Annotated in this window: 23 protein-coding genes and 1 pseudogene; 19 read left to right on the top strand and 5 right to left on the bottom strand. The window is 58.6% G+C overall.

Annotation, left to right across the window (positions count from 1 at the left end; all coding sequences use genetic code 11):
- Positions 1 to 67: 67 nt before the first annotated feature.
- Positions 68 to 676, top strand: a complete 609-nt coding sequence (locus QFX16_RS21165; RefSeq protein ID WP_102614828.1) for a DUF4823 domain-containing protein — start codon at positions 68 to 70, stop codon at positions 674 to 676.
- Between the two features lie 17 nt (positions 677 to 693).
- Entirely contained in the window at positions 694 to 1,254 is a 561-nt protein-coding gene (locus tag QFX16_RS21160; RefSeq protein ID WP_283181209.1) for a DUF1285 domain-containing protein, read from the top strand.
- Positions 1,255 to 1,312: 58 nt separating this feature from the next.
- Here QFX16_RS21160 and QFX16_RS21155 read toward each other — a convergent pair whose 3' ends face one another.
- Complete coding sequence (locus QFX16_RS21155) at positions 1,313 to 2,185, bottom strand: esterase/lipase family protein (RefSeq protein WP_283181208.1); 873 nt, start codon at positions 2,183 to 2,185, stop codon at positions 1,313 to 1,315.
- A 209-nt stretch (positions 2,186 to 2,394) separates the two neighbouring features.
- Here QFX16_RS21155 and QFX16_RS21150 point away from each other — a divergent pair, with 209 nt between their 5' ends.
- The 10 genes from QFX16_RS21150 to QFX16_RS21105 all read left to right on the top strand — a co-directional run bounded on the left by QFX16_RS21150 (position 2,395) and on the right by QFX16_RS21105 (position 13,301).
- Complete coding sequence (locus QFX16_RS21150; protein WP_283181207.1) at positions 2,395 to 3,111, top strand: FadR/GntR family transcriptional regulator; 717 nt, start codon at positions 2,395 to 2,397, stop codon at positions 3,109 to 3,111.
- A 24-nt stretch (positions 3,112 to 3,135) separates the two neighbouring features.
- Complete coding sequence (locus QFX16_RS21145; RefSeq protein WP_283181206.1) at positions 3,136 to 4,011, top strand: SMP-30/gluconolactonase/LRE family protein; 876 nt, start codon at positions 3,136 to 3,138, stop codon at positions 4,009 to 4,011.
- 198 nt (positions 4,012 to 4,209) lie between these two features.
- On the top strand, positions 4,210 to 5,028 hold the full coding sequence (locus QFX16_RS21140) for an SDR family oxidoreductase (RefSeq protein ID WP_283181205.1): 819 nt from the start codon (positions 4,210 to 4,212) through the stop codon (positions 5,026 to 5,028).
- 122 nt (positions 5,029 to 5,150) lie between these two features.
- Positions 5,151 to 6,155: a substrate-binding domain-containing protein gene (locus QFX16_RS21135; RefSeq protein WP_283181204.1), complete on the top strand. Its 1,005-nt coding sequence runs from the start codon at positions 5,151 to 5,153 to the stop codon at positions 6,153 to 6,155.
- 65 nt (positions 6,156 to 6,220) lie between these two features.
- A complete protein-coding gene (araG, locus tag QFX16_RS21130) occupies positions 6,221 to 7,765 on the top strand; it encodes an L-arabinose ABC transporter ATP-binding protein AraG (protein ID WP_283181203.1) in 1,545 nt (514 codons plus the stop codon).
- Between the two features lie 9 nt (positions 7,766 to 7,774).
- On the top strand, positions 7,775 to 8,743 hold the full coding sequence (araH, locus tag QFX16_RS21125; RefSeq protein WP_283181202.1) for an L-arabinose ABC transporter permease AraH: 969 nt from the start codon (positions 7,775 to 7,777) through the stop codon (positions 8,741 to 8,743).
- Between the two features lie 301 nt (positions 8,744 to 9,044).
- Complete coding sequence (locus QFX16_RS21120; protein ID WP_283181201.1) at positions 9,045 to 9,758, top strand: GntR family transcriptional regulator; 714 nt, start codon at positions 9,045 to 9,047, stop codon at positions 9,756 to 9,758.
- Positions 9,755 to 10,753, top strand: coding sequence for an ADP-ribosylglycohydrolase family protein (locus QFX16_RS21115; protein WP_283181200.1), 999 nt, complete (start codon positions 9,755 to 9,757; stop codon positions 10,751 to 10,753). Before QFX16_RS21120 ends, QFX16_RS21115 begins: the two co-directional genes overlap by 4 nt.
- Positions 10,754 to 10,912: 159 nt before the next feature.
- Positions 10,913 to 12,379 carry a purine-cytosine permease family protein gene (locus tag QFX16_RS21110; protein ID WP_283181199.1) on the top strand — a complete coding sequence of 489 codons (1,467 nt, stop codon included), beginning with the start codon at positions 10,913 to 10,915 and terminating at the stop codon, positions 12,377 to 12,379.
- Positions 12,372 to 13,301: a PfkB family carbohydrate kinase gene (locus QFX16_RS21105; protein ID WP_283181198.1), complete on the top strand. Its 930-nt coding sequence runs from the start codon at positions 12,372 to 12,374 to the stop codon at positions 13,299 to 13,301. The genes QFX16_RS21110 and QFX16_RS21105 overlap by 8 nt, the downstream gene beginning before the upstream one ends.
- Before the next feature lie 113 nt (positions 13,302 to 13,414).
- Here the strand turns inward: QFX16_RS21105 and QFX16_RS21100 are convergent, their stop codons facing one another.
- The 3 genes from QFX16_RS21100 to QFX16_RS21090 all read right to left on the bottom strand — a co-directional run bounded on the left by QFX16_RS21100 (position 13,415) and on the right by QFX16_RS21090 (position 15,743).
- Positions 13,415 to 13,669, bottom strand: coding sequence for a hypothetical protein (locus QFX16_RS21100; RefSeq protein WP_283181197.1), 255 nt, complete (start codon positions 13,667 to 13,669; stop codon positions 13,415 to 13,417).
- Positions 13,670 to 13,771: 102 nt separating this feature from the next.
- On the bottom strand, positions 13,772 to 14,977 hold the full coding sequence (locus QFX16_RS21095) for an MFS transporter (RefSeq protein WP_283181196.1): 1,206 nt from the start codon (positions 14,975 to 14,977) through the stop codon (positions 13,772 to 13,774).
- A gap of 112 nt (positions 14,978 to 15,089) precedes the next feature.
- A complete protein-coding gene (locus QFX16_RS21090) occupies positions 15,090 to 15,743 on the bottom strand; it encodes an HD domain-containing protein (RefSeq protein ID WP_283181195.1) in 654 nt (217 codons plus the stop codon).
- Positions 15,744 to 15,908: 165 nt separating this feature from the next.
- Between QFX16_RS21090 and QFX16_RS21085 the strand changes: the two genes are divergently transcribed.
- From QFX16_RS21085 to QFX16_RS21070, 4 genes and pseudogenes are all read left to right on the top strand, one after another.
- Positions 15,909 to 16,391: a GNAT family N-acetyltransferase gene (locus QFX16_RS21085; RefSeq protein WP_129437409.1), complete on the top strand. Its 483-nt coding sequence runs from the start codon at positions 15,909 to 15,911 to the stop codon at positions 16,389 to 16,391.
- 233 nt (positions 16,392 to 16,624) lie between these two features.
- A pseudogene (locus tag QFX16_RS21080) lies at positions 16,625 to 17,119 on the top strand (PAAR domain-containing protein).
- Positions 17,120 to 17,124: 5 nt separating this feature from the next.
- Complete coding sequence (locus QFX16_RS21075; RefSeq protein ID WP_283181194.1) at positions 17,125 to 17,856, top strand: alpha/beta hydrolase family protein; 732 nt, start codon at positions 17,125 to 17,127, stop codon at positions 17,854 to 17,856.
- A gap of 6 nt (positions 17,857 to 17,862) precedes the next feature.
- On the top strand, positions 17,863 to 18,360 hold the full coding sequence (locus QFX16_RS21070) for a hypothetical protein (protein ID WP_283181193.1): 498 nt from the start codon (positions 17,863 to 17,865) through the stop codon (positions 18,358 to 18,360).
- Between the two features lie 51 nt (positions 18,361 to 18,411).
- On the opposite strand, the gene QFX16_RS21065 is transcribed toward QFX16_RS21070, so the two are convergent.
- Entirely contained in the window at positions 18,412 to 18,855 is a 444-nt protein-coding gene (locus tag QFX16_RS21065) for a hypothetical protein (RefSeq protein WP_283181192.1), read from the bottom strand.
- 180 nt (positions 18,856 to 19,035) lie between these two features.
- Here QFX16_RS21065 and QFX16_RS21060 point away from each other — a divergent pair, with 180 nt between their 5' ends.
- From QFX16_RS21060 to dgoD, 3 genes are read left to right on the top strand one after another with little or no spacing between them, the layout of a single operon-like run.
- Positions 19,036 to 20,031, top strand: a complete 996-nt coding sequence (locus tag QFX16_RS21060; RefSeq protein ID WP_283181191.1) for a 2-dehydro-3-deoxygalactonokinase — start codon at positions 19,036 to 19,038, stop codon at positions 20,029 to 20,031.
- Positions 20,032 to 20,044: 13 nt separating this feature from the next.
- Positions 20,045 to 20,665 carry a 2-dehydro-3-deoxy-6-phosphogalactonate aldolase gene (locus tag QFX16_RS21055; protein ID WP_283181190.1) on the top strand — a complete coding sequence of 207 codons (621 nt, stop codon included), beginning with the start codon at positions 20,045 to 20,047 and terminating at the stop codon, positions 20,663 to 20,665.
- A 60-nt stretch (positions 20,666 to 20,725) separates the two neighbouring features.
- The gene (gene dgoD / locus QFX16_RS21050) at positions 20,726 to 21,874 is read left to right on the top strand and encodes a galactonate dehydratase (RefSeq protein WP_283181189.1); all 1,149 of its coding nucleotides are present in this window, start codon (positions 20,726 to 20,728) and stop codon (positions 21,872 to 21,874) included.
- Positions 21,875 to 21,980: the final 106 nt, after the last annotated feature.

The following is a 21,980-nucleotide window of genomic DNA, read 5'->3' as shown; positions in this document are numbered from 1 at the left end:
AGCTGGCGCGGAAGCTGCATTCCATGGCCATTCGCCGGTTTTCCGTCACCGGCCTCTGGAGGGTAGGATGCGTAGCCTGGTTTTGCTGCTGGCCGTTTTGGCGCTTGGTGGCTGCATGAATGTCAGCGATCTGGCTGAAGGGACTCGCTACCACATGAGCGACGCGGGGTTGCTCGACCATAGCGACAGCCGTCGTGTGAATAACCTGCGCATTCAACCGGACTCATTCGTCTATATCGCCCAGGGCGCCTTTGTGCCGCCAGGCAGTACTGTCTACCCACGACCTAACGTGATAGCCGAAGTCGCCTTCGATGGCTTTGTCGAATACTTCCCTATGGTCCGCCGCGCCCGTGCCCCGGAAGGCCTTGATCAAGCCATGGGCGAAGCCCGTGCCGCCGGTGCCCATTACCTGCTATATACCCGATTCGCCAAATCTGACGACCGTATCGGCAACTCGGACGAGTGGCTCGATCAGGAAGCCCTGGATCGCCTCGGTATCGACGGCGGCGTGATTCAAATCATGTTGATCGAGACCAGCACCCAGTATTTGATTGATACTGCACGCATCAAGAGTCGTGGCGGTTTACTGACGTTCCACGACAAAAAGCCAGAAGACCTGATGGGCCCGCCGCTGGAACAATACGCGCGCAGTCTGCTGGGGCTCAGCGACCAGTAATTCAAAAGGAGAACGCCATGAGTGGTCCGCAAAAAGCCAACGATCTGTTGGGGCAAATCCCCAAAACCAAAGGCTTACCGCCGGTCCACCTGTGGAACCCCGACTTCTGCGGCGACATCGACATGCGTATCGCCCGTGACGGCACCTGGTATTACCTGGGCACACCGATCGGGCGCAAGCCGATGGTCAAGCTGTTCTCCACCATCATTCGCCGCGATGGTGACGATTACTTCCTCATTACCCCGGTCGAGAAGGTTGGCATCAAGGTTGACGATGCGCCCTTCGTCGCGATTGCCGTGGATGTCGAAGGCGAAGGCGAAACCCAGGTCTTGCGCTTCACCACCAATGTTGACGAGACCGCCGAGGCCGGCACCGAACACCCCATGCGCGTGGAGATCGACCCGGTTACGCAGGAGCCTGCGCCCTACGTGCATGTGCGCACCAACCTCGAAGCCCTGATCCACCGCAACGTGTTCTACCAACTGGTGGAGCTGGCCGTCACCCGCGAGATCGACGGGCAACGTTGGTTAGGCGTGTGGAGCGGTGGCGAGTTCTTCCCCATTGGACTTGAGCCGTAACGCGCCGAGTTGCTGTGTTCTGGAAAATGGCCCGCTATCAAGTAGGCCATTTTTTTGCCTACAAACCTTTGTCCTTTAGCCGAGCAGCATGTTCAAGATAGAGGTGGACCGGGCTTACGTTCCAACTCGTGATCCCGGCCATTTGATTGACTGCGTCGAAATGGTCCATCGGGTAATCCGAACGAATGACTTTGCCCAGGTGCGAGCTGTACTGTCCGACTAGCCCATCGTTGGCGTGTTTCTCTTTATAAAATAACTTCGACAGCACGATACAGTTCAAGTGGGACGGATCGAGGGGTTGCAGACTTTGAAAGTTTTGCAGGATCCCGCTCCAGGAGTAGTAGTGCACGCCGTTTTCAATTTCGTTACCTTCCCCACCCCAATGCTCCGGTAGCCCTTGCGGGTACTTGAGATTGAAAGCGGCCATTCCTGCGCTGGTCAGAGATTCGAAAGCCGCTTGAGGGTCCTGAGGGTTTTCCGGATGGTCGCTGATCAACGAAATGAAGGTGCCGACTGCTTTGAATAGGGCGAGTACGAGCGTTTCGGGCAACTCCCCAGGCGTCAGCGCCTTATGCAGTTGGTCGGCAATCTCGGAGCCATGATTGGGGCAGCTGACAGACGTGACTGATGCGACCTTTTCCGGGTGTAGCGCCGCTACGTAGCGCGCAGCCAATGGACCTTGGCTGTGGCCGATCAGGTTGACCTTGGCAGCTCCCGTTTCCCGCAATATGCGATTGACGTGTTCGAGCAGTTTTTTACCGCGCTCCTCGTTTCCGTTCACGGCTGGAATGTTAACGGCAAACACCTTGGCCCCGGCGCGCTCCAGAGCTTCCTTGATCTCGAAGAAGTAGGGATAACCGGCAATTTTATCGAAGCCAAAAAGGCCGTGGACCAAAACAATCGGGTATTGCGTAGACGCATCCATGTTCATGCTTATACCTGTCGATAGCGGACTTTAGTGGAACAGATGCTATGGACTGCTTGATCTGTCGCGGCTAACCGTAGGTCACAAAGCGAGTTCGTTCAAATCGCCCCATCTGCCGTCAGACAGAAAAAAATCAAATTGACACTCAATCATATGATGATTAGCGTAGGCACCCATCGCAAACGGCTTTGTGCCGTCCCTGTATCGAGGTGTCCATGTCCAGCAGTTTTCATGCGTCGACGGTCGATTGGCTGGGTTGCTGGATCGCTACGGGGCAGGTCAAACCGGGTGAGACGCTCAAGGTCGAAGCCGACCTGGGCGAGCAACTCGGTGTCAGCCGCACCGTTATCCGCGAAGCCATCAAAACCCTGGTCGCCAAGGGCATGCTCGAAGTCGGTCCCAAGGTCGGCACGCGGGTGTTGCCGGTGCGCCGCTGGAACCTCTTCGATCCGCAAGTCGTAGGCTGGCTGTCGCGCAGTGGCTTGCCGGAAAACTTCGTCGACGACTTGCTCGACCTGCGCCGCACCATCGAACCAATGGCGGTACGCTGGGCTTGCGAGCGCGCTACCATCGAGCAGGTTCACGCCATCCTTCAGGCGTACAACGTATTGGAGCGGGCAGTGGACAGCGGCATCGATTACAACCGCGCCGACCAGTTCTTCCACGAGTGCATCCTCGCTGCCAGCCACAATCAATTCATCGAACAAATGGTCCCGGCCCTCGGCGCACTGCTGGCGGTGTCGTTCGAAGTGTCCGCCGCCGACCCGGACGAACTGCGCCGCACGCTACCGATTCACAAAGAAATGGCCGAGGCCATCGCCGCCCGGGATGCCGCGCGGGGTGTCTGGGCCTGCATGACCCTGATCGATAACGCCGACCTGGCCATCAAGCGCTTTTACCCGCAAGTCATGGCCGACAAGAAGCCCAACTGACAACCATAAAAAGCAGGAGGTTTCATGACGTGGACTGCGGTTACCGAACACCGGGCACGGCTGGGTGAAGGTCCGTTCTGGGACGCGCCGACCCAGGCGCTGTACTGGGTTGATATCGCCGGTCAACAGGCACTGCGGCTGATTGGCGCCAACGTGCAGATCTGGCAGATGCCCGAGCACGTGTCTGCCTTCATCCCCTGCGAAAGCGGCGATGCGCTGGTGACGTTGAACAGCGGCGTGTATCGACTCGATCTGGATTCCCCGGGCCTGGAACCTCGACTGACTTTGCTCTGCGTCGCCGATCCGCAACCCGGCAATCGCGCCAATGAAGCCCGCTGCGATGCTCAGGGTCGGCTCTGGCTCGGCACCATGCAGAACAACATCGGCGAGCAGGGCGAAGACGTGCCCATTGTTCGGCGTTCCGGTGGCCTGTTTCGCATCGATCGCGATGCTCGGGTCACGCCGTTACTTCGCGGGTTGGGCATCCCGAACACGTTGCTGTGGAGCGACGACGCGACCACCGTGTATTTCGCCGACACCCTCGACAACACGCTCTACCAGCATTTCATCCGCACCGACGGCAATCTCGACCCGGCCCACGTCTGGTTTGGCCCCCATGAACGCGGCGGGCCTGATGGTTCGGCGATGGATGCCGAAGGTTACATCTGGAACGCCCGTTGGAATGGCAGCTGTCTGCTCAGGCTGACCCCGGACGGGCAGGTTGATCGCGCGATCGAGCTGCCAATCAGCCGCCCCACCAGTTGCGTATTCGGCGGTGAAGACCTCCAAACGCTTTACATCACCAGCGCTGCGAGCCCACTCGACCATCCGCTGGACGGTGCGTTGCTGTCGATTCGAGTCGATGTGCCCGGAAAAACCTGTACTCGGTTTGCGGGATAAATCCCAAAATATGGGATGTAAAATTATATATTGAGATTATTTGGCGGTCGGCTTTATAGTCGACTCCATCAGTTACACACACTCACACTTAAAAAAACAAAACAGGTGAAGTGATGCAGCGATTTTCCAAAAAGCCTTTTGACCGGACATCGACAGATGCCCGGTTTTTGTCGTGCCTTCGAAAAGGAGTCTTGATCCATGGCTGAACCTCTTTCCTTGCCACCGGTGCCCGAACCGCCGAAGGGTGAGCGCCTGAAAAACAAGGTCGTGCTGCTGACCGGTGCCGCGCAGGGTATTGGCGAGGCGATTGTCGCAACGTTCGCTTCCCAGCAGGCCAAGCTGGTCATCAGCGATATCCAGGGGGAGAAAGTCGAAAAAGTCGCGGCGTACTGGCGGGACAAAGGCTTCGACGTTCAGGCAATCAAGGCTGACGTTTCCAACCAACAAGACCTGCACGACATGGCCAGACTGGCGATCGAGCTTCACGGACGGATCGACGTGCTGGTCAATTGCGCCGGGGTCAATGTGTTCCGCGATCCGCTGGAAATGACCGAGGAAGACTGGCGTCGCTGCTTCGCCATCGACCTGGACGGCGCCTGGTATGGCTGCAAAGCGGTGCTGCCGCAGATGATCGAGCAGGGCATCGGCAGCATCATCAACATCGCCTCGACCCATTCCACTCACATCATTCCCGGCTGCTTCCCGTACCCGGTGGCCAAACACGGTTTGCTCGGCCTGACCCGCGCCCTGGGTATCGAGTACGCGTCAAAAGGCATTCGCGTCAACGCCATTGCGCCGGGTTACATCGAAACCCAACTGAACGTTGATTACTGGAACGGTTTTGCCGACCCGCATGCCGAGCGTCAGCGCGCTTTCGATCTGCATCCGCCACGTCGCATCGGCCAGCCGATTGAAGTGGCCATGACGGCTGTTTTCCTGGCCAGCGATGAAGCGCCGTTCATCAATGCTTCGTGCATCACCATCGATGGCGGTCGCTCGGTCATGTACCACGACTGAGCCAAGCGGGTTTCAGGCGCGGAATTACGCCTGAAATCCAATCATCATACGATATGACTATTAGCTGCACAGTTTGATTGGCTTTCAAATAACGCTCAAAAAAAATAACAAGGAGTCAGCTTATGAATCGTCGTCGTGGGATCCGTTCCCTGTGCTGTGCCGCTTTGGCGGTCACCGCGGTCAGCCTGAGCAGTTCGTTGCTGGCGGCCGAGGAAGTGAAGATCGGTTTTCTGGTCAAGCAGGCGGAAGAGCCCTGGTTCCAGACCGAATGGGCATTTGCCGAAAAGGCCGGGAAAGAGAAGGGTTTCACCGTCATCAAGATCGCCGTGCCGGACGGCGAGAAAACCCTCTCGGCCATCGACAGCCTCGCCGCCAACGGTGCCAAGGGCTTTGTGATCTGCCCGCCAGACGTATCCCTGGGACCTGCGATCATGGCCAAGGCCAAGCTCAACGGTTTGAAAGTCATCGCCGTCGATGACCGCTTCGTCGATGCCAGCGGCAAGTTCATGGAAGACGTTCCTTACCTCGGCATGGCCGCGTTCGAAGTCGGCCAGAAACAAGGCAGCGCCATGGCCACCGAAGCGAAGAAACGTGGCTGGGACTGGAAAGACACCTACGCGGTGATCAACACCTTCAACGAACTCGACACTGGCAAGAAACGCACCGACGGTTCGGTCAAAGCGCTGGAAGACGCCGGCCTGCCGAAAGACCACATTTTGTTCTCGGCGCTGAAAACCCTCGACGTACCCGGCAGCATGGACGCCACCAACTCGGCGCTGGTGAAACTGCCGAGTGCAGCGAAAAACCTGATCATCGGCGGTATGAACGACAACACCGTGCTGGGCGGCGTGCGCGCCACCGAGAGCGCCGGTTTTGCCGCAGCCAATGTGATCGGCATCGGCATCAACGGCACCGACGCCATCGGCGAATTGAAAAAGGCCAACAGCGGCTTCTTCGGCTCGATGCTGCCGAGCCCGCACATCGAGGGCTACAACACCGCCAGCATGATGTACGAGTGGGTCACCACCGGCAAAGAACCGCCGAAGTACACCGCGATGGACGACGTAACGCTGATCACTCGCGAGAACTTCAAGCAGGAACTGGAAAAGATCGGCCTCTGGAACTGAGGCACGGTTGATTTCATCGGCGGCCCTGGCGACGGGGCTGCCTGATCTGTGTGAAGAGGTGGGTTATGCACGCGCAATCAAAAACACAACAACACAATGCTGGCGGCAGCTTGCGCTTCAACGGGATCGGCAAGACCTTTCCCGGGGTGAAGGCACTGGATGGCATCAGCTTCGTCGCCCACCCGGGGCAGGTTCACGCCTTGATGGGCGAGAACGGCGCCGGTAAATCGACCCTGCTGAAAATACTCGGGGGGGCTTACACCCCGAGCAGCGGCGACCTGCAGATCGGCGAGCAGAAGAGGGTCTTCAAGTCCACCGCCGACAGCATCGGCAGTGGCGTCGCCGTGATCCATCAAGAGCTGCACCTGGTCCCGGAAATGACCGTGGCAGAGAACCTGTTCCTCGGTCATCTGCCGGCCAGTTTCGGCCTGATCAATCGTGGCGCGTTGCGGCAACAGGCATTGGCCTGCCTCAAGGGCCTGGCCGATGAAATCGATCCGCAAGAGAAAGTCGGGCGCCTGTCCCTCGGTCAGCGGCAACTGGTGGAAATCGCCAAGGCCTTATCCCGTGGGGCGCATGTGATTGCATTTGACGAACCGACCAGCAGCCTGTCGGCGCGGGAGATTGATCGTTTGATGGCGATCATCGGTCGCCTGCGCGACGAAGGCAAAGTGGTGCTTTACGTCTCCCACCGCATGGAAGAAGTGTTCCGCATTTGCAACGCGGTGACGGTGTTCAAGGACGGTCGCTTTGTGCGCACTTTCGAGGACATGAGCGAGCTGACTCATGATCAGTTGGTGACCTGTATGGTCGGTCGCGACATTCAGGATATCTACGATTACCGCCACCGTCAGCGTGGCGCGGTGGCGCTCAAGGTCGACGGTTTGCTGGGGCCGGGTTTGCGTGAGCCGGTGAGTTTCGAGGTGCACAAAGGTGAAATTCTCGGGCTGTTCGGCTTGGTTGGCGCGGGGCGTACCGAGCTGTTCCGCATGCTCAGTGGCCTTGAGCGCAACACCGCTGGACGCCTGGAATTACGCGGTCATGAACTGAAGTTGCGTTCACCCCGCGATGCGATTGCCGCCGGGATTCTGCTGTGCCCCGAGGACCGCAAGAAAGAGGGCATCCTGCCGCTCGCCAGCGTCGCCGAGAACATCAACATCAGCGCCCGCGGCGCCCACTCGACCTTCGGCTGCCTGTTGCGTGGCCTGTGGGAAAAGGACAACGCCGACAAGCAGATCAAAGCGCTGAAAGTGAAGACGCCCAACGCGGCGCAGAAAATCATGTACCTGTCCGGCGGCAATCAACAGAAGGCCATTCTCGGCCGCTGGCTGTCGATGCCGATGAAAGTCCTGCTGCTCGACGAACCGACTCGCGGCATCGACATCGGCGCCAAAGCCGAGATCTACCAGATCATCCACAACCTGGCGGCCAGCGGCATCGCGGTGATCGTGGTCTCTAGCGACCTGATGGAAGTGATGGGGATTTCCGACCGCATCCTGGTGCTCTGCGAAGGCGCCATGCGCGGCGAGTTGTCTCGCGCAGAGGCCAATGAATCCAACCTGCTGCAACTGGCTTTGCCGCGCCAACGCGCTGACGGCGTAGCGAACTGAGAGGTGACTATGACAATCCAAAACAACGCTTTGCCCACCCAGCGCAAACCTCTGGACCTGCGGCGCTTTCTCGATGACTGGGTGATGCTGCTGGCGGCCGTCGGGATCTTCGTGCTCTGCACCGTGCTGATCGATAACTTCCTTTCGCCATTGAACATGCGCGGCCTGGGCCTGGCGATTTCGACGACGGGGATTGCCGCTTGCACCATGTTGTATTGCTTGGCGTCCGGGCACTTCGATTTGTCGGTGGGTTCGGTGATTGCCTGCGCCGGCGTGGTCGCCGCGGTGGTGATGCGCGACACCGACAGCGTGTTTCTCGGTGTGGTAGCGGCGCTGTTCATGGGGCTGATCGTCGGGTTGATCAACGGCATCGTGATCGCCAAGCTGCGGGTCAATGCGTTGATTACCACACTTGCGACCATGCAGATCGTTCGCGGCCTGGCTTACATCTTCGCCAACGGCAAAGCGGTCGGCGTGTCGCAAGAGCAGTTCTTCGTCTTCGGTAACGGCCAGTTGTTGGGTGTGCCGGTGCCGATTCTGATCACCATCGTTTGCTTCCTGTTTTTCGGCTGGCTGCTGAATTACACCACCTACGGGCGCAACACCATGGCCATTGGCGGTAATCAGGAAGCGGCATTGCTGGCCGGAGTGAACGTTGACCGGACCAAGATCATCATCTTCGCCGTGCACGGCGTGATCGGGGCGTTGGCCGGGGTGATTCTGGCGTCGCGCATGACCTCCGGTCAGCCGATGATTGGCCAGGGTTTTGAGCTGACGGTGATTTCTGCCTGCGTGTTGGGCGGGGTGTCGTTGAGCGGCGGGATCGGCATGATCCGGCATGTGATTGCCGGGGTTTTGATTCTGGCGATCATTGAGAATGCTATGAACCTGAAGAATATCGATACGTTTTACCAGTATGTGATTCGGGGTTCGATTTTGCTGTTGGCCGTTGTCATCGACCGACTAAAACAGCGTTGAGATTTGGGGGGATTCAAGAACCACCCCTCACCCCAGCCCTCTCCCCAGTGGGGAGAGGGGGAAAGGGGGCAGATCTTCAAGCCTTTCAAAACCTGAGTTCGACTTGGACTTCCAGGTCGCAATAAATTCAAAATTCCCCACGGTCAGCCCCCTCTACCCCTTGGGGCGGTCCGACGTTTCGGGAGGGTTGGGGTGAGGGGTGGATTCACCTGACACCACACACCTCCGAACATCCCACCTCCCGTCACTTCCCCTAAATATCCCTTGCCCGCCCAACCCCGTTTCGGTTATCACGTTGTACATGATTAGACAGGTACGATTTGACAAGAAACAACGGGTGGTCGACGAACTCATCCGGCGCATCGAAAGCGGCCTCATGGAGGACGGCTTACTGTTGCCGGGCGAGCATCAATTGGCTCAAGAATTCAAAGTCAGCCGCGGCACGCTGCGCGAAGCCCTGGCTGAGTTGAAACGGCGCAATTACATCGCGACGCAAAGCGGGGTGGGTTCCATCGTCACCTTCGACGGTGTGGTGCTCGATCAACGCAGCGGCTGGGCCCAGGCCCTGGCCGACAGCGGGGCGCTGATCAATACCGAAGTGCTGCGGCTGGAGGCGGTCACCCGTCCTGACCTGTTGCCGCGTTTCGGCACCGACCAATTCATCACCCTCGACCGTCGCCGCCGTTCCAACGAAGGCAAGCTGGTCTCCCTTGAACGCTCATTGATGCCCGCCACCGGAGGCCTGGAAAGCCTGCCGCGGGTCGGCCTTATCGACAATTCCCTGACCATCACCCTGGCCGCTTACGGCTATATCGGCGAGCGCGGCGATCAATGGATCGGCGCCGAACCGTTGAACGCCGAAGACGCCGAACTGCTCGGTCGTCCGCAAGGCACGGTTTTCCTCAAGGCCTTGCGCACCACCTACGACCGGCAAAACCGATTCATGGAGCAGGTCGAAAGCTTGCTCGACCCGGTGCATTTTCGCCTGCACCTGCAGTTTGGAGAGTCAAAATGACCGCGCTCAACCGTGCCCTCGGCGCGTTCTACGGACTGGCCCTGGGCGACGCGCTGGGCATGCCGACCCAATCCCTGAGCCGTGCCGAGATCAAGGTGCGCTTCGGCGAGATCACTGACCTGGAGGACGCGGGCCCCGATCAACCGATCGCCGCCAACATGCTCAAAGGCTCGATCACCGATGACACCGAACAGGCGATTCTGGTCGGCCAATTGCTGGTTGAAGGTGAGGGCCGGATCGAACCGTCGGTGCTCGCCCAACGGTTGATCGAATGGGAAGCCGCGATGCAGGCCAAGGGCTCGCAAGACTTGCTGGGCCCTTCGACCAAACGTGCCATCGAGATGATCCTCGCCGGCCACTCGCCGGAAGAAGCGGGGCGCTACGGCACCACCAATGGCGCGGCGATGCGCATCACGCCGGTGGGGATTGCGGCGGATGTCGCCAACCCTGAGCGTTTCATCAACGCTGTCGTGCAGGCTTGCCAGGTTACCCACAACACCACGCTGGGCATCTCCAGCGCGGCGGCGGTGGCGGCGGTGGTCTCGGCCGGTATCAACGGCATGGACCTGGGCGAAGCGTTGAACCTCGGCCAGCAAATCGCTCAACAAGCTGAAAGCCACGGTTACTGGGTGGCTGGCGGACGCATCGCCTCGCGCATCAGCTGGGCGCGGACCATCAGTGTCGACAGCGACAAGGCATTGCTGGCGGACTTGATGTACGACGTGATCGGCACTTCGGTGGCTTCACAGGAATCGGTGGTGGTCTCGTTTGCCCTGGCCCAGCAAGTGGCCATTGGTGAAATGAACGCGTTCGAAGCGCTGTGCATGGCGGCGAGCCTTGGCGGCGACACTGACACCATCGCGGCGATTCTCGGCGCCATGCTCGGGGCCTGCCTGGGCCTTGAGAGTTGGCCGACGGCGATGATCGACAAGGTCAAAACCGTTAACGATCTGGAGCTGGAACCGTTGGTGCAAGGGCTGTTGGCCTTGCGCTGACAGTACTGACGTCTTCGCGAGCTTGCTCGCGATAGGCGCGCCGCCTACTTGAATTTTTCATCCGCAATGGATCGCACTGACTTGGCCAGGACAGCCGGGATGTCGTTTTGTCTTCCGTCATTGCCCACAACCACAACAAAGGCAACAGGAGCATTTCACATGAGTTCATCGAACGCCGGGCCAAGCGCCGGGCAACTGGAAACCCGTGGCATCGAGCCCGTGCCGGAAGCGGAGTGCAACGGTCATCCGCTGCAGCTGTTCTGGGTCTGGTTTGCTGCCAACATCTCCATTCTCGGCCTGCCGCTGGGTGCGACCCTTGTAGCCTTTCGCGGCTTGGCGATCTGGCAGGCGATCATCGTCGCGATCCTGGGTGCCGCCGGTTCCTTCGCGGTGGTCGGGATCATCTCCATTGCCGGTCGCCGTGGTCGCGCACCGAGCCTGACGTTGTCGCGAGCGATCTTCGGTGTACGCGGCAACATCGGTCCGACCCTGGTCTCGCTGATGTCGCGTCTGGGCTGGGAAACCGTCAACACCACCACCGCCGCGTTCGTGCTGTTGTCGCTGTGCTCGATCCTGTTCGGCTCGCCGGTGGAAGCCAAAAGCGCACCCGTGCTGACGTTGATTTTCATTGCGATTTTCGTGCTGCTGACCCTGTCGGTGTCGGGCCTCGGTCACGCCACCTTGCTGGTGATCCAGAAGTGGGCAACCTACGTGTTCGGTGCGCTGAACATTCTGGTCGGCGGTTTCCTCTGCGCCACCATCGACTGGAGCGCGGTGTTCAATGCCACACCGGCACCGCTTAGCGCGATGATCATCGGCGTCGGCACCATGGCTGCCGGCACCGGGATTGGTTGGGCCAATGCCGGTGCCGACATGTCGCGCTACCAGCACCGCAGCGTCAAAGCCGCACGCCTGGTGGCGTCGGCAGCGTTCGGTGCGGGGATTCCGCTGGTGTTGCTGATCACCCTCGGCGGCCTGCTTTCAGTGGGCAACAATGACCTGGCCTCCGCCACCGACCCGATCATCGCGATCCGCGACATGCTGCCAACCTGGATGGCTGTGCCGTACCTGATCACCGCGTTCGGCGGGTTGCTGCTGTCGAACAACCTGTCGGTGTACTCCGCCGGTTTGACCACGCTGACCCTCGGCCTGAAGGTCAAACGCGTTTACGCGGTGGTGGTGGACATCGTCGCGATCTTCGCCGGTTCGATTTATTTCATGCTGATCGCCGACAGTTTCTACGGCCCGTTCATTACCTTCATTTCGCTGCTGGCGGTGCCGATCACCGCGTGGGTCGGGATCTTTGTCGTCGACCTGATCCATCGTCATTACTACAGCCCCAAAGACCTGCTGGACGTCAGCCCGAGCAGCGCTTACTGGTACAGCGGCGGTGTCGAGTGGCGCGCCTTCGGTGCGTGGGCGGTGGCGATCGTGCTGGGCTTCAGCTTCACCACCATCGGCACGACCGAACAAACCGTGTGGTTCCGAGGTTTCCTGTCCGACTCCTGGCTGGGCCATAACGGCCTCGGCTGGATCGTGACGTTCCTGGTGGCCGGCGGGATTTACTTTGTGCTGGGTGGCGCCAGGGATCGTCGCGCCGCGTTGGTCGAGAACGCTCATGCCTAGATTGCTGCACACCGGCCAGGTCATCATCGACCTGGTCATGGCCGTGGATAAACTGCCACATTCGGGCGGCGATGTGCTGGCGCAATCCGCCAGTTTTGAGGCTGGCGGCGGCTTCAATGTGATGGCTGCCGCCCAGCGCAATGGTTTGCCGGTGGTTTACCTCGGGCGCCACGGCACCGGGCGTTTCGGCGATCTGGCGCGCGAGGCGATGAAGGCTGAAGGCATTCGGATCGGCATCACTCACCGAGCCGAACGGGATACGGGATTGTGCGTCGCGTTGACCGAAGCCTCGGCCGAGCGCAGTTTCATTTCCTATATCGGTGCCGAAGGTGAGCTGACGGCCGAGGATTTGGCCAGCGTGCCGGCCGAGGTGGGTGACTATGTCTACGTCAGCGGCTACAGCCTGCTGCATGGCGGCAAAGCCCAGGCGCTGGTGGATTGGGTGCTGGATTTGCCGCGAGGAATCAACGTGGTTTTCGATCCGGGCCCGCTGGTGGATTCGCCGGATGAGCCGTTGATGCAAGCCTTGCTGGCGCGCATCGATCTGTGGACCAGCAACAGCGTCGAGGCGTTGAAGTTTACCGGTGCGGCGGACATTGCCGAGGCCTTGAACCGGTTGGCCGATCATCTGCCGGCCGACGTCTTGATGGTGGTTCGTGACGGCCCGCAAGGGTGCTGGATCAGCCAGCGTGGAGACCGCCAGCATGTGCCGGGTTTCAAGGTTGAGGCGGTGGACAGCAACGGCGCGGGGGATGCGCATGCCGGGGTATTTGTGGCCGGGTTGGCGCAAGGATTGTCGGCGAGTGAGGCGGCGCGGCGGGCTAATGCGGCGGCTGCGTTGGCGGTCACTCGGTGGGGGCCGGCGACTTCGCCGGGGACTGCTGAGGTGGATGCGTTAATCCGCAAGACCTTTGGTGGCTGATCTGACGTCTTCGTCGGATCGCCGCCCGGAGACAGGCTCGCTCCCACATTGAATCTGCAGCGTACGCAGATCCCTGTGGGAGCGAGCCTGCTCGCGAAAGGGTCCTCAGCTGTTTAAATATCCAGCTTGCGCGCCGCCTCCACCCCTGTGGCACTGAGTTTGATCGGCAAGTTCAACGAGTGCTCACCGGCCTCGTTGCAGATCACATGACCGTGCTGGATCAATCCACGATCCTGCAGCGTGGCGAGGGTGCTGGCCACGACTCTCTCCCCCCGGTAATTGTCCAGGACCTCTTTACCCAAACCGGTTGGGTGGGCATGCAGCAGACGGGTCAGGACTTCTTTCTCAAGGTTTTTATCGACGTTCATGGTTACCTCTTCATGGATGTGGATAGGTCCATTTAATTAGAATCCTTACCTGATGTTGGTCCGCCCCCGATTTGGATTGGTGCCTGATGAACGACGAACGGTCTAGGCCTGCTGCAGCGCTTTGCTGGTAACGCTTCGGCGCCAGACCAGCCGGCCGACGCTGATCAGCCAATTCAATACAGCAACCGCCAACACCGTGAGCAACAACGACGCCATCCCCTGTTTCACGATGATTTTTCCGGCCAGCAACGGAAAACCAAACACACCGATAAAGTAGGACAGGCTGAACAGCAGCAAGGATTGCGCGGTGGTGCCGTTCGGCGCCTCGTTGGCCGCCAGGCCATTGATCACCGAATAGGTCAGCCCGTAACCGACCCCGAGCATCACCGCCGCCAGCACGTAGCTGAACCCGTCATTGACCACAAAAGCGAACATCAGGATTGAGCCCATCATCAAGCCCGACAACAGGCAGGACGCCCGGAACGGGTCGCGCTTGACCACGAAACCGGCGATCAGCATGCGGCTGCTGATCGCTGCGCTCATGAAGCCGAGGAAGAACAATGAATAGTCGAGTGAACGCGCCGCCGCGTAGCTGGTTTGAAAACTCGACAGACCGCCGAAAACGCACCCGCCAAGCCCGACCATGATGATCGGAAACACCGCTCTGGACGACAGCACTTGCGCCGCTGCACGCCAGGAAATTCGCGACACCGCTGCCGAGTGGGCCGACGCTTTTTTCAGCTGCGAATCCAACCGCCAGAACAGCAATACGCCGATCAGGCTGGCCAGCGCCGCGAGGTAAAACGCCGCGGTGATCGGATAGCCGAGTGCACTGGCAGCGCGGCCTAACAAGGGACCGCTGCCGATCCCGGTCATCATGCTGCCCGACAGCAGCGCAAAGTATTTCGCGCGTTGGGCAGGCGTTACCAGACTCGCCACGATGATCGGCCCGAGGGTGTAGAACACGCCCCAACCCAGCCCCAGCAAGAGTCCGAAAAACAACAGCAGATTGCCGAAGCCTGGCGCCAGGGCGAAGCCCAGGCTGGCGGCCACCAGCAGAATGCCGAGCAGCGCAATCGAGCGCGCCGCGCCGAGCAAATCGGACAAGTGCCCGGAGACGATTACCGCTGCAAACGTACTGAGCATCGCCGCCGAAATCACACTGCCGGCATCGTGCTCGTTGCCGCCGCGGGAACCGATCAACAACGACAGCAAAAAGGTCGAGCCATAGGACAGCGACAGCAGATAGCTGGCCAGGCAAAACAGGCCGAACAACCTGCTGGAGACTTGGGGTGTTGCGCTAGGCATGACGCGGTTCCTTGACCCGATAGAAGAGAGCTTCATCTATCTATCACGCAAGGCGTCGATGTTAAGTCTGAGGTTTTCGATTTCAGGGTTAGCGCTGGCCGGAGTAATGCGTTTAGCAGACGCCTATTTCTTCCTTGAACAACACCATGAACCCCTTCAACCGTTCGTGGCGAGTCTGCGCCAGACGCTGGCCGGTGGTCGTCTGGAATCCATCCGCCAGGTGCAGCAGCTTGGTCTGGAAATGGTCGAGGCAAAAACGTTTGTCATCGTAGTCCCGGTCCTTCGCCTCGGGATCCTCTGGGTCGTACAACGCGCTGCCCATACGTCCGGCGATGTAAAAGGTGCGCGCCACGCCGAGCATGCCAAGGGAGTCGAGGCGGTCGGCGTCCTGCATGATTTTCGCTTCGAGCGTGGTCGGCGTGATGTTGGCGGAAAAACTGTGCGCTTCGATGGCGTGGGCAACCGCGCTGACTTTTGCGTCTGGCCAGGCCATGTCCACCAACAATTTCGATGCCTTCTCGGCGGCCAACCGCGACGCCTGAGAACGCAGCGGCGAGTTCTTCTCTACCGCCACGCAATCGTGCAACAGCACTGCCGCGAGCAACACTTCAAGATCACCATCTTCTTGCGCATGGAGTGTTTGCACGTTGTGCCAGACCCGCTGCAAGTGCGACAGATCGTGAGCGCCGTCCTCTGAGGGTTCCAGCGCGTGGGGCAGCAGTTGCGCAGCGAGGAGTTGCAGTGGTGCGAAAGCATCAGTGTTCATAAACATCCTGTTAAGTGAAAACGTCTTTTGCAGCGACATAGTCCTGTAGCAGCAGGCTTCGCCAGCGGCTACACATGCTCCATGGATCAGCTTTGAATTTCCAGTGTGACGAGCGTCGCTCGCCGACTTAGTATGGCGTTTTCAACTTTTGACGAAGGCACGTCCATGACGATCGAGATCCGCCCGGCGACCCCGAGCGATGCACCGCAAATCCTCGGGTTCATCACCGAACTGGCCGACTACGAACGTGCCCGCCACGAAGTCATCGCCAGCGTCGCCGACATCGAGCGCAGCCTGTTCAGCGAAGGCGCCACCGCCCACGGTCTGATCTGCCTGCGCGACGGCTCGCCGATCGGCTTCGCGGTGTTTTTCTTCAGCTATTCCACGTGGCTCGGCAGCAACTGCCTGTACCTCGAAGACCTCTACATCACCCCCGAACAACGCGGTGGCGGCGCGGGTAAAACCTTGCTGCGTCACTTGGCGAAAATCGCCTGCGCCAATGATTGCGGTCGATTTGAGTGGAGCGTGCTGGACTGGAACAAACCCGCGATCGAGTTCTACAAGTCATTGGGTGCGCAGCCGCAGGAAGAGTGGGTGCGGTATCGGATGGACGGGGCGGTGTTGCGGGAGTTTGCCGAGGGGCGGTGATCGCTGATGGCAATGGGCTGCTGAATCAGTTGTCGCCACCGCTCTAGTCCGGCATTCTGTTCGCCTTTGCGCGCTCACGGATGACACCTGCAATGCCTTTGGCATCTTCATCTCTCGACATTCGTCACGATCGCCATCGACTGTCCGATTTGGTTGAACGCTGTTGGTGCTTTTCTTTTGCACCGTAGATGTTTGCCACATCGCTTTAAAACTCAAAAGCAAGGAGCTTTGACTTGAGTGGAAAACCTGCTGCGCGCGTTACCGACCCTACGTCGTGCCCGTGACCAGGACATGGCACCAATCCGATTATTTCTGGATCGCCAGATGTTTTCCTCGATGGTCTGGCCGCTGCTCGCATGACGGACAAATCTGCCTGTGGCAGCCCAATTACCGGTGCTGTTTCGGGTACGGTATTCATCAATGGTCTCAACGCTGCAACCCTCGATAGCACGGGCGGGCACGGCAACGTAGTCATCGGCGGTTCCGGGACCGTTATCATCGGACAAAGCGGAGGCGGAGCAGCCTTTAGTGGGTTGCTTCCGATGCCGGTGCATTTTACCGACAGATTACAAGTGGTGAATGACGCGACCGGTGAGCCGATTCCTTATCACCCATACACCATTCAGCGTGGTGACGGCAGCGAAGAGCATGGCGTTACGGATGCGTCCGGTTTTACTCACACCGTCAGTTCTCATTTGGCCGAGACCATTAAATTGTTTGTGGAGTGATTGGCATGGCTGGTGAAGCTGCAGCGGTGAAACAAGAGTTGCCTGAAAGAGATGTAAAAAACCAAACGTTGACCTGTAAAACGGACCAGTCTGTTAAACAGGTATCTGTTATTTTGCGAGACTTGGTTATATTTTTTATTGGTGGTGCAGGCGATCAGGAAAGTTATTACGGTACTGGACCCAATAATAATATCGATTATGTGCGTCGGGTTGCTGTTGATGACGCAAAGCAGTTGGAGATTTTGAAGCGCTGTCCGTCGTGGGCGCTCAGTTATAATTCGTTTATTAGTAATGATGATCTTGAACGCAATGTGTTGAGTCGAATACCTAATTGCTCCACCGCGATTTACATCGTCGGCCACAGTCTCGGTGGTTGGAACGGTGCCCACCTTTCCAGTGTGCTGACAGACAAAGGCTTCAAAGTAAAAATGCTGATTACACTGGATCCAGTAGGAGAAGGGAAAATCGTCTACGGCATCTCAAGTATCTATAGACGGGAGCCAATACCCAAGGCTGAATACTGGGTTAATATTCGGGCTGCAGCGGTCGACTGGAATGTGTCGGACCTGGTCGCGGACTTTGGTGAACAGTGGCAAGTAACACAGGGACCTAATGTCATGGGGCGGGTGGACGTTAACCATGCCGATGCCGACAGGATGTTTGTGCAGACATTGCCTGGTGGCAAGTCTGCTCGGCAAATATTCAACGAGTCGATTTTGAGCTACTTTAGGGAGTGACTCTGGATGCATAAGGTTTTTTTGTTTTTAACAATCTTGATGAGTGCATCTTGTTCTCTCAATCATGGAAGACCTATCGCAACGCTTGAATACTCCAGTGTAAAGGAACTTCGTAATACTGGGCTTTACCAGATTTATTTCACTTCCGATGTGGAGCTTCTTCAGTTATTCAAGTCGCGAATAGGTGAGGGGCTTGTCTGTTCTTTAGAAGATGATCTGGATTTTACCGAAGCACACCATATAAAGCGTTCCGGTTTTGGCTTGGTAGGAAAAGTGATTGAGCCGGCGTCATTGCTCTATCGAGCGAATGTCGTTTTTAGTGAGTCAGAAAGCGGAAAAGGAGGAGAGGACTATTTGGAAGGAGAGGCCCTGATTCTGCTATTGAAGAAACGTGATTTTATTTCGTGCGTGTTTCGAGTTCATACCACCACATACAATACGTACTTCTCCAAGGTCATGCACGTGCCGACCGCGGAACTGTTGAAGGCTATTTCTAAACAGTAAAACAAGCCTAGGTGATGCGAGGTTGTTTACCGGGAAAAAGCAGCCTCTCACTCAGTCACTGGCTTCCCAATTACTATTGATCAATCCGTCGAGGACTTGTCGAACGGTAATCTTGAAAGCCCCGGCCTTCCCTTCGTCAAACGCCGCTTTCCACGCCGTATAACCCTGACTGAAATCCGGAACATCTGCGGTTTCCCCCACCCGGTGCGTGATGCTGCGTTCCAGGGCTTTTGCCTGGAAGGGCAGGTGAGGCATGTCGTTGAACTCATTGCCTGTCACCGGATTGATCATCCGAAAACCGTCCACCCTGATGTGAATGACCTTGCCCAGTTTCGGATAATTTTCGATTTTCAGGATCGTGAGTGTCGATCCATCCTCGCCCGGCCGGTTTTTGTAGGCCCAGATATCACCGACCTTCAAGTCTTTCGATGCGCTGAAGGCCGCCATGGACCAGAGCACGCCGCATAACAGCAGAGCCTTTGAAGCAATCTTCATTTTTCTTCCTTGATTGGGTGTACGGCTGCAATGGCCCGGCATTTTAAAGCGTCGTCGTAGAAAAACTTGTCACACTTGTAAATCCCATAATATGGGAGTGATATTTATATATTGAGATTTTTGTGCGTCCGGGTTTATAGTCCAGCTCACTCACTGCCAATAAACAAAACAGGTGAAGCGATGCTGGCGCAATTGATCGCGCTCGATTGGGGGACAACCTCATTACGTGCTTACAAACTCACCGCCGGTGGCCAGGTGCTCGAACAGCGTTCGCTGTCATCGGGGATCATGCAGCTGCCCAGGACGCCGCGAATGATTGCGGGTCAGGAATGTACCGACGGTTTTGAACTGGCCTTCGATGAGGCCTGCGGTGACTGGCTCGACGCGCAGCCCGATTTGCCGGTGATTGCTTGCGGCATGGTCGGCAGCGCACAAGGCTGGCGTGAAGCGGCTTACCGCGATACGCCGGCGAACGTCGCCAATCTCGGAATCTCCCTACAAACGGTTCGTAGTGTTCGCGGTGTCGACGTGCACATTGTGCCGGGCGTGATTCAGCGTTCTCGTTTGCCAAACGTGATGCGTGGCGAAGAAACCCAAGTGCTCGGCGTTCTGCACAATCTGACGGGCGAGGCGGGCAACGATCTGTTGATCGGTCTGCCGGGCAGTCATTCGAAATGGGTGGAAGTGGCCGACGGCTGCATCGTGCATTTCGATACCTTCATGACCGGCGAAGTCTTCGCCGTGCTCAGCGAGCACAGCATTCTCGGGCGCACTCAGCAAAAGGGTGCGTCCTTCGATGGCCAAGCCTTTGATCGTGGTGTGCAGGTGGCGCTGTCGGCGGATGGCGAGATCGGGCCGTTGTCGACATTGTTCAGTGCTCGCAGCCTCGGGTTGACTGGCGAACTCAGCGCCACCGCCCAACCGGATTACTTGTCCGGCTTGTTGATCGGCCATGAGCTTTCGGCGCTGGCCAATGTTCAGCGACGCCGACGCAACAGCGTTCATCTGCCTTCGATCATCCTCATCGGCAATTCCCAACTCTGTGCCCGCTACAGCCGGGCGCTCGACGCTTGTGGTTTTGCCCGGGTGACCCTGGCCGAACAGGCTACCGAACGCGGCTTGTGGCAGTTGGCGGTTGCTGCCGGACTGATCACACCCAACCCATCCCGTTCCTGACTGGAGGTCTGACATGCTCAAGCAAGCATTGGCGCAAAACGGTCTGATCGCGATTTTGCGTGGCCTGTGCCCGCAAGAAGCGGCAGCCATCGGCGAAGTCCTTTACGCCGCCGGATTTCGCGTCATCGAAGTGCCGCTCAATTCCCCTGAGCCGTACGAAAGTATCCGCATCCTGCGCAGTATTTTGCCCGCCGATTGCCTGATCGGTGCCGGCACGGTGTTGACGCCGGAGCAGGTCGAGCAAGTGAAAGCGGCGGGCGGCCAGGTGATCGTCATGCCGCACAGCGATGCCAAGGTGTTGCGCGCAGCGAAAGCGGCGGGGTTGTTCCTGTCGCCGGGTGTGGCGACGCCGACTGAGGCCTTTGCGGCATTGGCCGAAGGGGCGGATGTGCTGAAGATGTTCCCGGCCGAGCAGATGGGCCCGGCAGTCGTCAAAGCCTGGCTCGCAGTGCTGCCTGCGGGAACGATTCTGGCGCCGGTCGGCGGGATCACGCCGGACAACATGCAGGTTTTTATCGACGCGGGCGTCAAAGGTTTCGGCCTCGGTTCCGGGTTGTTCAAACCGGGCATGACACCTGAGGAAGTGGCGGTAAACGCCAAGGCATATGTCGCTGCATGGAACGCTCTGCGTTAAGACTTTTTGGCGCCGAGCGCTACATCTATAAGCGCTGCATTTATAAAAAGAGAGCACGAGATGAAAATCACCAAACTGACCACCTTCATCGTTCCGCCACGCTGGTGCTTCCTCAAGGTCGAAACCGACGAGGGCGTGACCGGCTGGGGCGAACCCGTGGTCGAAGGCCGCGCTCACACGGTCGCCGCTGCTGTTGAAGAATTGTCCGACTACCTGATCGGCAAAGACCCACGCAATATTGAAGACATCTGGACCGTGCTGTACCGCGGCGGCTTCTACCGGGGCGGCGCGATCCACATGAGCGCGCTGGCCGGCATCGACCAGGCGTTGTGGGACATCAAGGGCAAGGCTTTGGGTGTGTCGGTCAGCGACCTGCTCGGTGGGCAGGTGCGGGACAAGATTCGCGTTTATTCGTGGATCGGTGGTGATCGCCCGGCGGACACCGCTCGCGCTGCGAAAGAAGCGGTCGAGCGTGGTTTCACAGCAGTCAAAATGAATGGCACCGAAGAGCTGCAATTTCTCGACTCCTTCGAAAAAGTCGACCTGGCCCTGGCCAACGTCGCCGCCGTGCGCGATGCGGTGGGGCCGAACGTCGGCATCGGTGTGGACTTCCATGGCCGGGTGCACAAGCCCATGGCCAAGGTGCTGATGAAGGAACTCGATCCGTACAAACTGATGTTCATCGAAGAGCCGGTGCTCAGCGAAAACTACGAAGCGCTGAAAGAATTGGCGCCGATGACCAGCACCCCGATTGCCCTAGGTGAGCGGCTGTTCTCGCGCTGGGATTTCAAGCGTGTGCTCAGTGAAGGTTATGTCGACATCATTCAGCCGGACGCGTCTCACGCCGGCGGTATCACCGAAACCCGCAAGATTGCCAACATGGCTGAAGCCTACGACGTGGCGCTGGCGCTGCACTGCCCGCTGGGCCCGATTGCACTGGCGGCGTGTTTGCAGCTGGATGCGGTTTGCTACAACGCGTTCATCCAGGAACAGAGCCTGGGCATCCACTACAACGAGAGCAATGACCTGCTGGATTACGTCAAGGATCCGCGGGTGTTCGACTACGACAAAGGCTTCGTGAAAATCCCGAATGGCCCGGGCCTGGGGATCGAGATCAACGAGGAATACGTGATCGAACGCGCGGCCGTCGGCCACCGCTGGCGCAACCCGATCTGGCGCCATGCCGATGGCAGTTTTGCCGAGTGGTGAGTGATCACTGACCCACCGCAAATCCCTGTGGGAGCCAGCCTGCTGGCGATTTGGTCGGCACATCCAGCATTTTTGGTGACTGACCCACCGCGATCGCCAGCAGGCT

It is taken from the genome of Pseudomonas svalbardensis, assembly GCF_030053115.1.
GTDB lineage: Bacteria > Pseudomonadota > Gammaproteobacteria > Pseudomonadales > Pseudomonadaceae > Aquipseudomonas > Aquipseudomonas svalbardensis.
Note: the sequence above shows the minus strand (reverse complement) of the source record. Positions and strands in the feature narration are given on the sequence as shown.

Coding starts and splice junctions, on each gene's coding strand:
- QFX16_RS21090 (WP_283181195.1), bottom strand. CDS start 15,743: ATGAACACTGATGCTTTCGCACCACTGCAACTCCTCGCTGCGCAACTG.
- araH (WP_283181202.1), top strand. CDS start 7,775: ATGACAATCCAAAACAACGCTTTGCCCACCCAGCGCAAACCTCTGGAC.
- QFX16_RS21105 (WP_283181198.1), top strand. CDS start 12,372: ATGCCTAGATTGCTGCACACCGGCCAGGTCATCATCGACCTGGTCATG.
- QFX16_RS21085 (WP_129437409.1), top strand. CDS start 15,909: ATGACGATCGAGATCCGCCCGGCGACCCCGAGCGATGCACCGCAAATC.
- QFX16_RS21115 (WP_283181200.1), top strand. CDS start 9,755: ATGACCGCGCTCAACCGTGCCCTCGGCGCGTTCTACGGACTGGCCCTG.
- dgoD (WP_283181189.1), top strand. CDS start 20,726: ATGAAAATCACCAAACTGACCACCTTCATCGTTCCGCCACGCTGGTGC.
- QFX16_RS21135 (WP_283181204.1), top strand. CDS start 5,151: ATGAATCGTCGTCGTGGGATCCGTTCCCTGTGCTGTGCCGCTTTGGCG.
- QFX16_RS21055 (WP_283181190.1), top strand. CDS start 20,045: ATGCTCAAGCAAGCATTGGCGCAAAACGGTCTGATCGCGATTTTGCGT.
- QFX16_RS21140 (WP_283181205.1), top strand. CDS start 4,210: ATGGCTGAACCTCTTTCCTTGCCACCGGTGCCCGAACCGCCGAAGGGT.
- QFX16_RS21155 (WP_283181208.1), bottom strand. CDS start 2,185: ATGAACATGGATGCGTCTACGCAATACCCGATTGTTTTGGTCCACGGC.
- QFX16_RS21075 (WP_283181194.1), top strand. CDS start 17,125: ATGGCTGGTGAAGCTGCAGCGGTGAAACAAGAGTTGCCTGAAAGAGAT.
- QFX16_RS21095 (WP_283181196.1), bottom strand. CDS start 14,977: ATGCCTAGCGCAACACCCCAAGTCTCCAGCAGGTTGTTCGGCCTGTTT.
- QFX16_RS21065 (WP_283181192.1), bottom strand. CDS start 18,855: ATGAAGATTGCTTCAAAGGCTCTGCTGTTATGCGGCGTGCTCTGGTCC.
- QFX16_RS21145 (WP_283181206.1), top strand. CDS start 3,136: ATGACGTGGACTGCGGTTACCGAACACCGGGCACGGCTGGGTGAAGGT.
- QFX16_RS21070 (WP_283181193.1), top strand. CDS start 17,863: ATGCATAAGGTTTTTTTGTTTTTAACAATCTTGATGAGTGCATCTTGT.
- QFX16_RS21160 (WP_283181209.1), top strand. CDS start 694: ATGAGTGGTCCGCAAAAAGCCAACGATCTGTTGGGGCAAATCCCCAAA.
- QFX16_RS21165 (WP_102614828.1), top strand. CDS start 68: ATGCGTAGCCTGGTTTTGCTGCTGGCCGTTTTGGCGCTTGGTGGCTGC.
- QFX16_RS21150 (WP_283181207.1), top strand. CDS start 2,395: ATGTCCAGCAGTTTTCATGCGTCGACGGTCGATTGGCTGGGTTGCTGG.
- QFX16_RS21120 (WP_283181201.1), top strand. CDS start 9,045: ATGATTAGACAGGTACGATTTGACAAGAAACAACGGGTGGTCGACGAA.
- QFX16_RS21110 (WP_283181199.1), top strand. CDS start 10,913: ATGAGTTCATCGAACGCCGGGCCAAGCGCCGGGCAACTGGAAACCCGT.
- QFX16_RS21100 (WP_283181197.1), bottom strand. CDS start 13,669: ATGAACGTCGATAAAAACCTTGAGAAAGAAGTCCTGACCCGTCTGCTG.
- QFX16_RS21060 (WP_283181191.1), top strand. CDS start 19,036: ATGCTGGCGCAATTGATCGCGCTCGATTGGGGGACAACCTCATTACGT.
- araG (WP_283181203.1), top strand. CDS start 6,221: ATGCACGCGCAATCAAAAACACAACAACACAATGCTGGCGGCAGCTTG.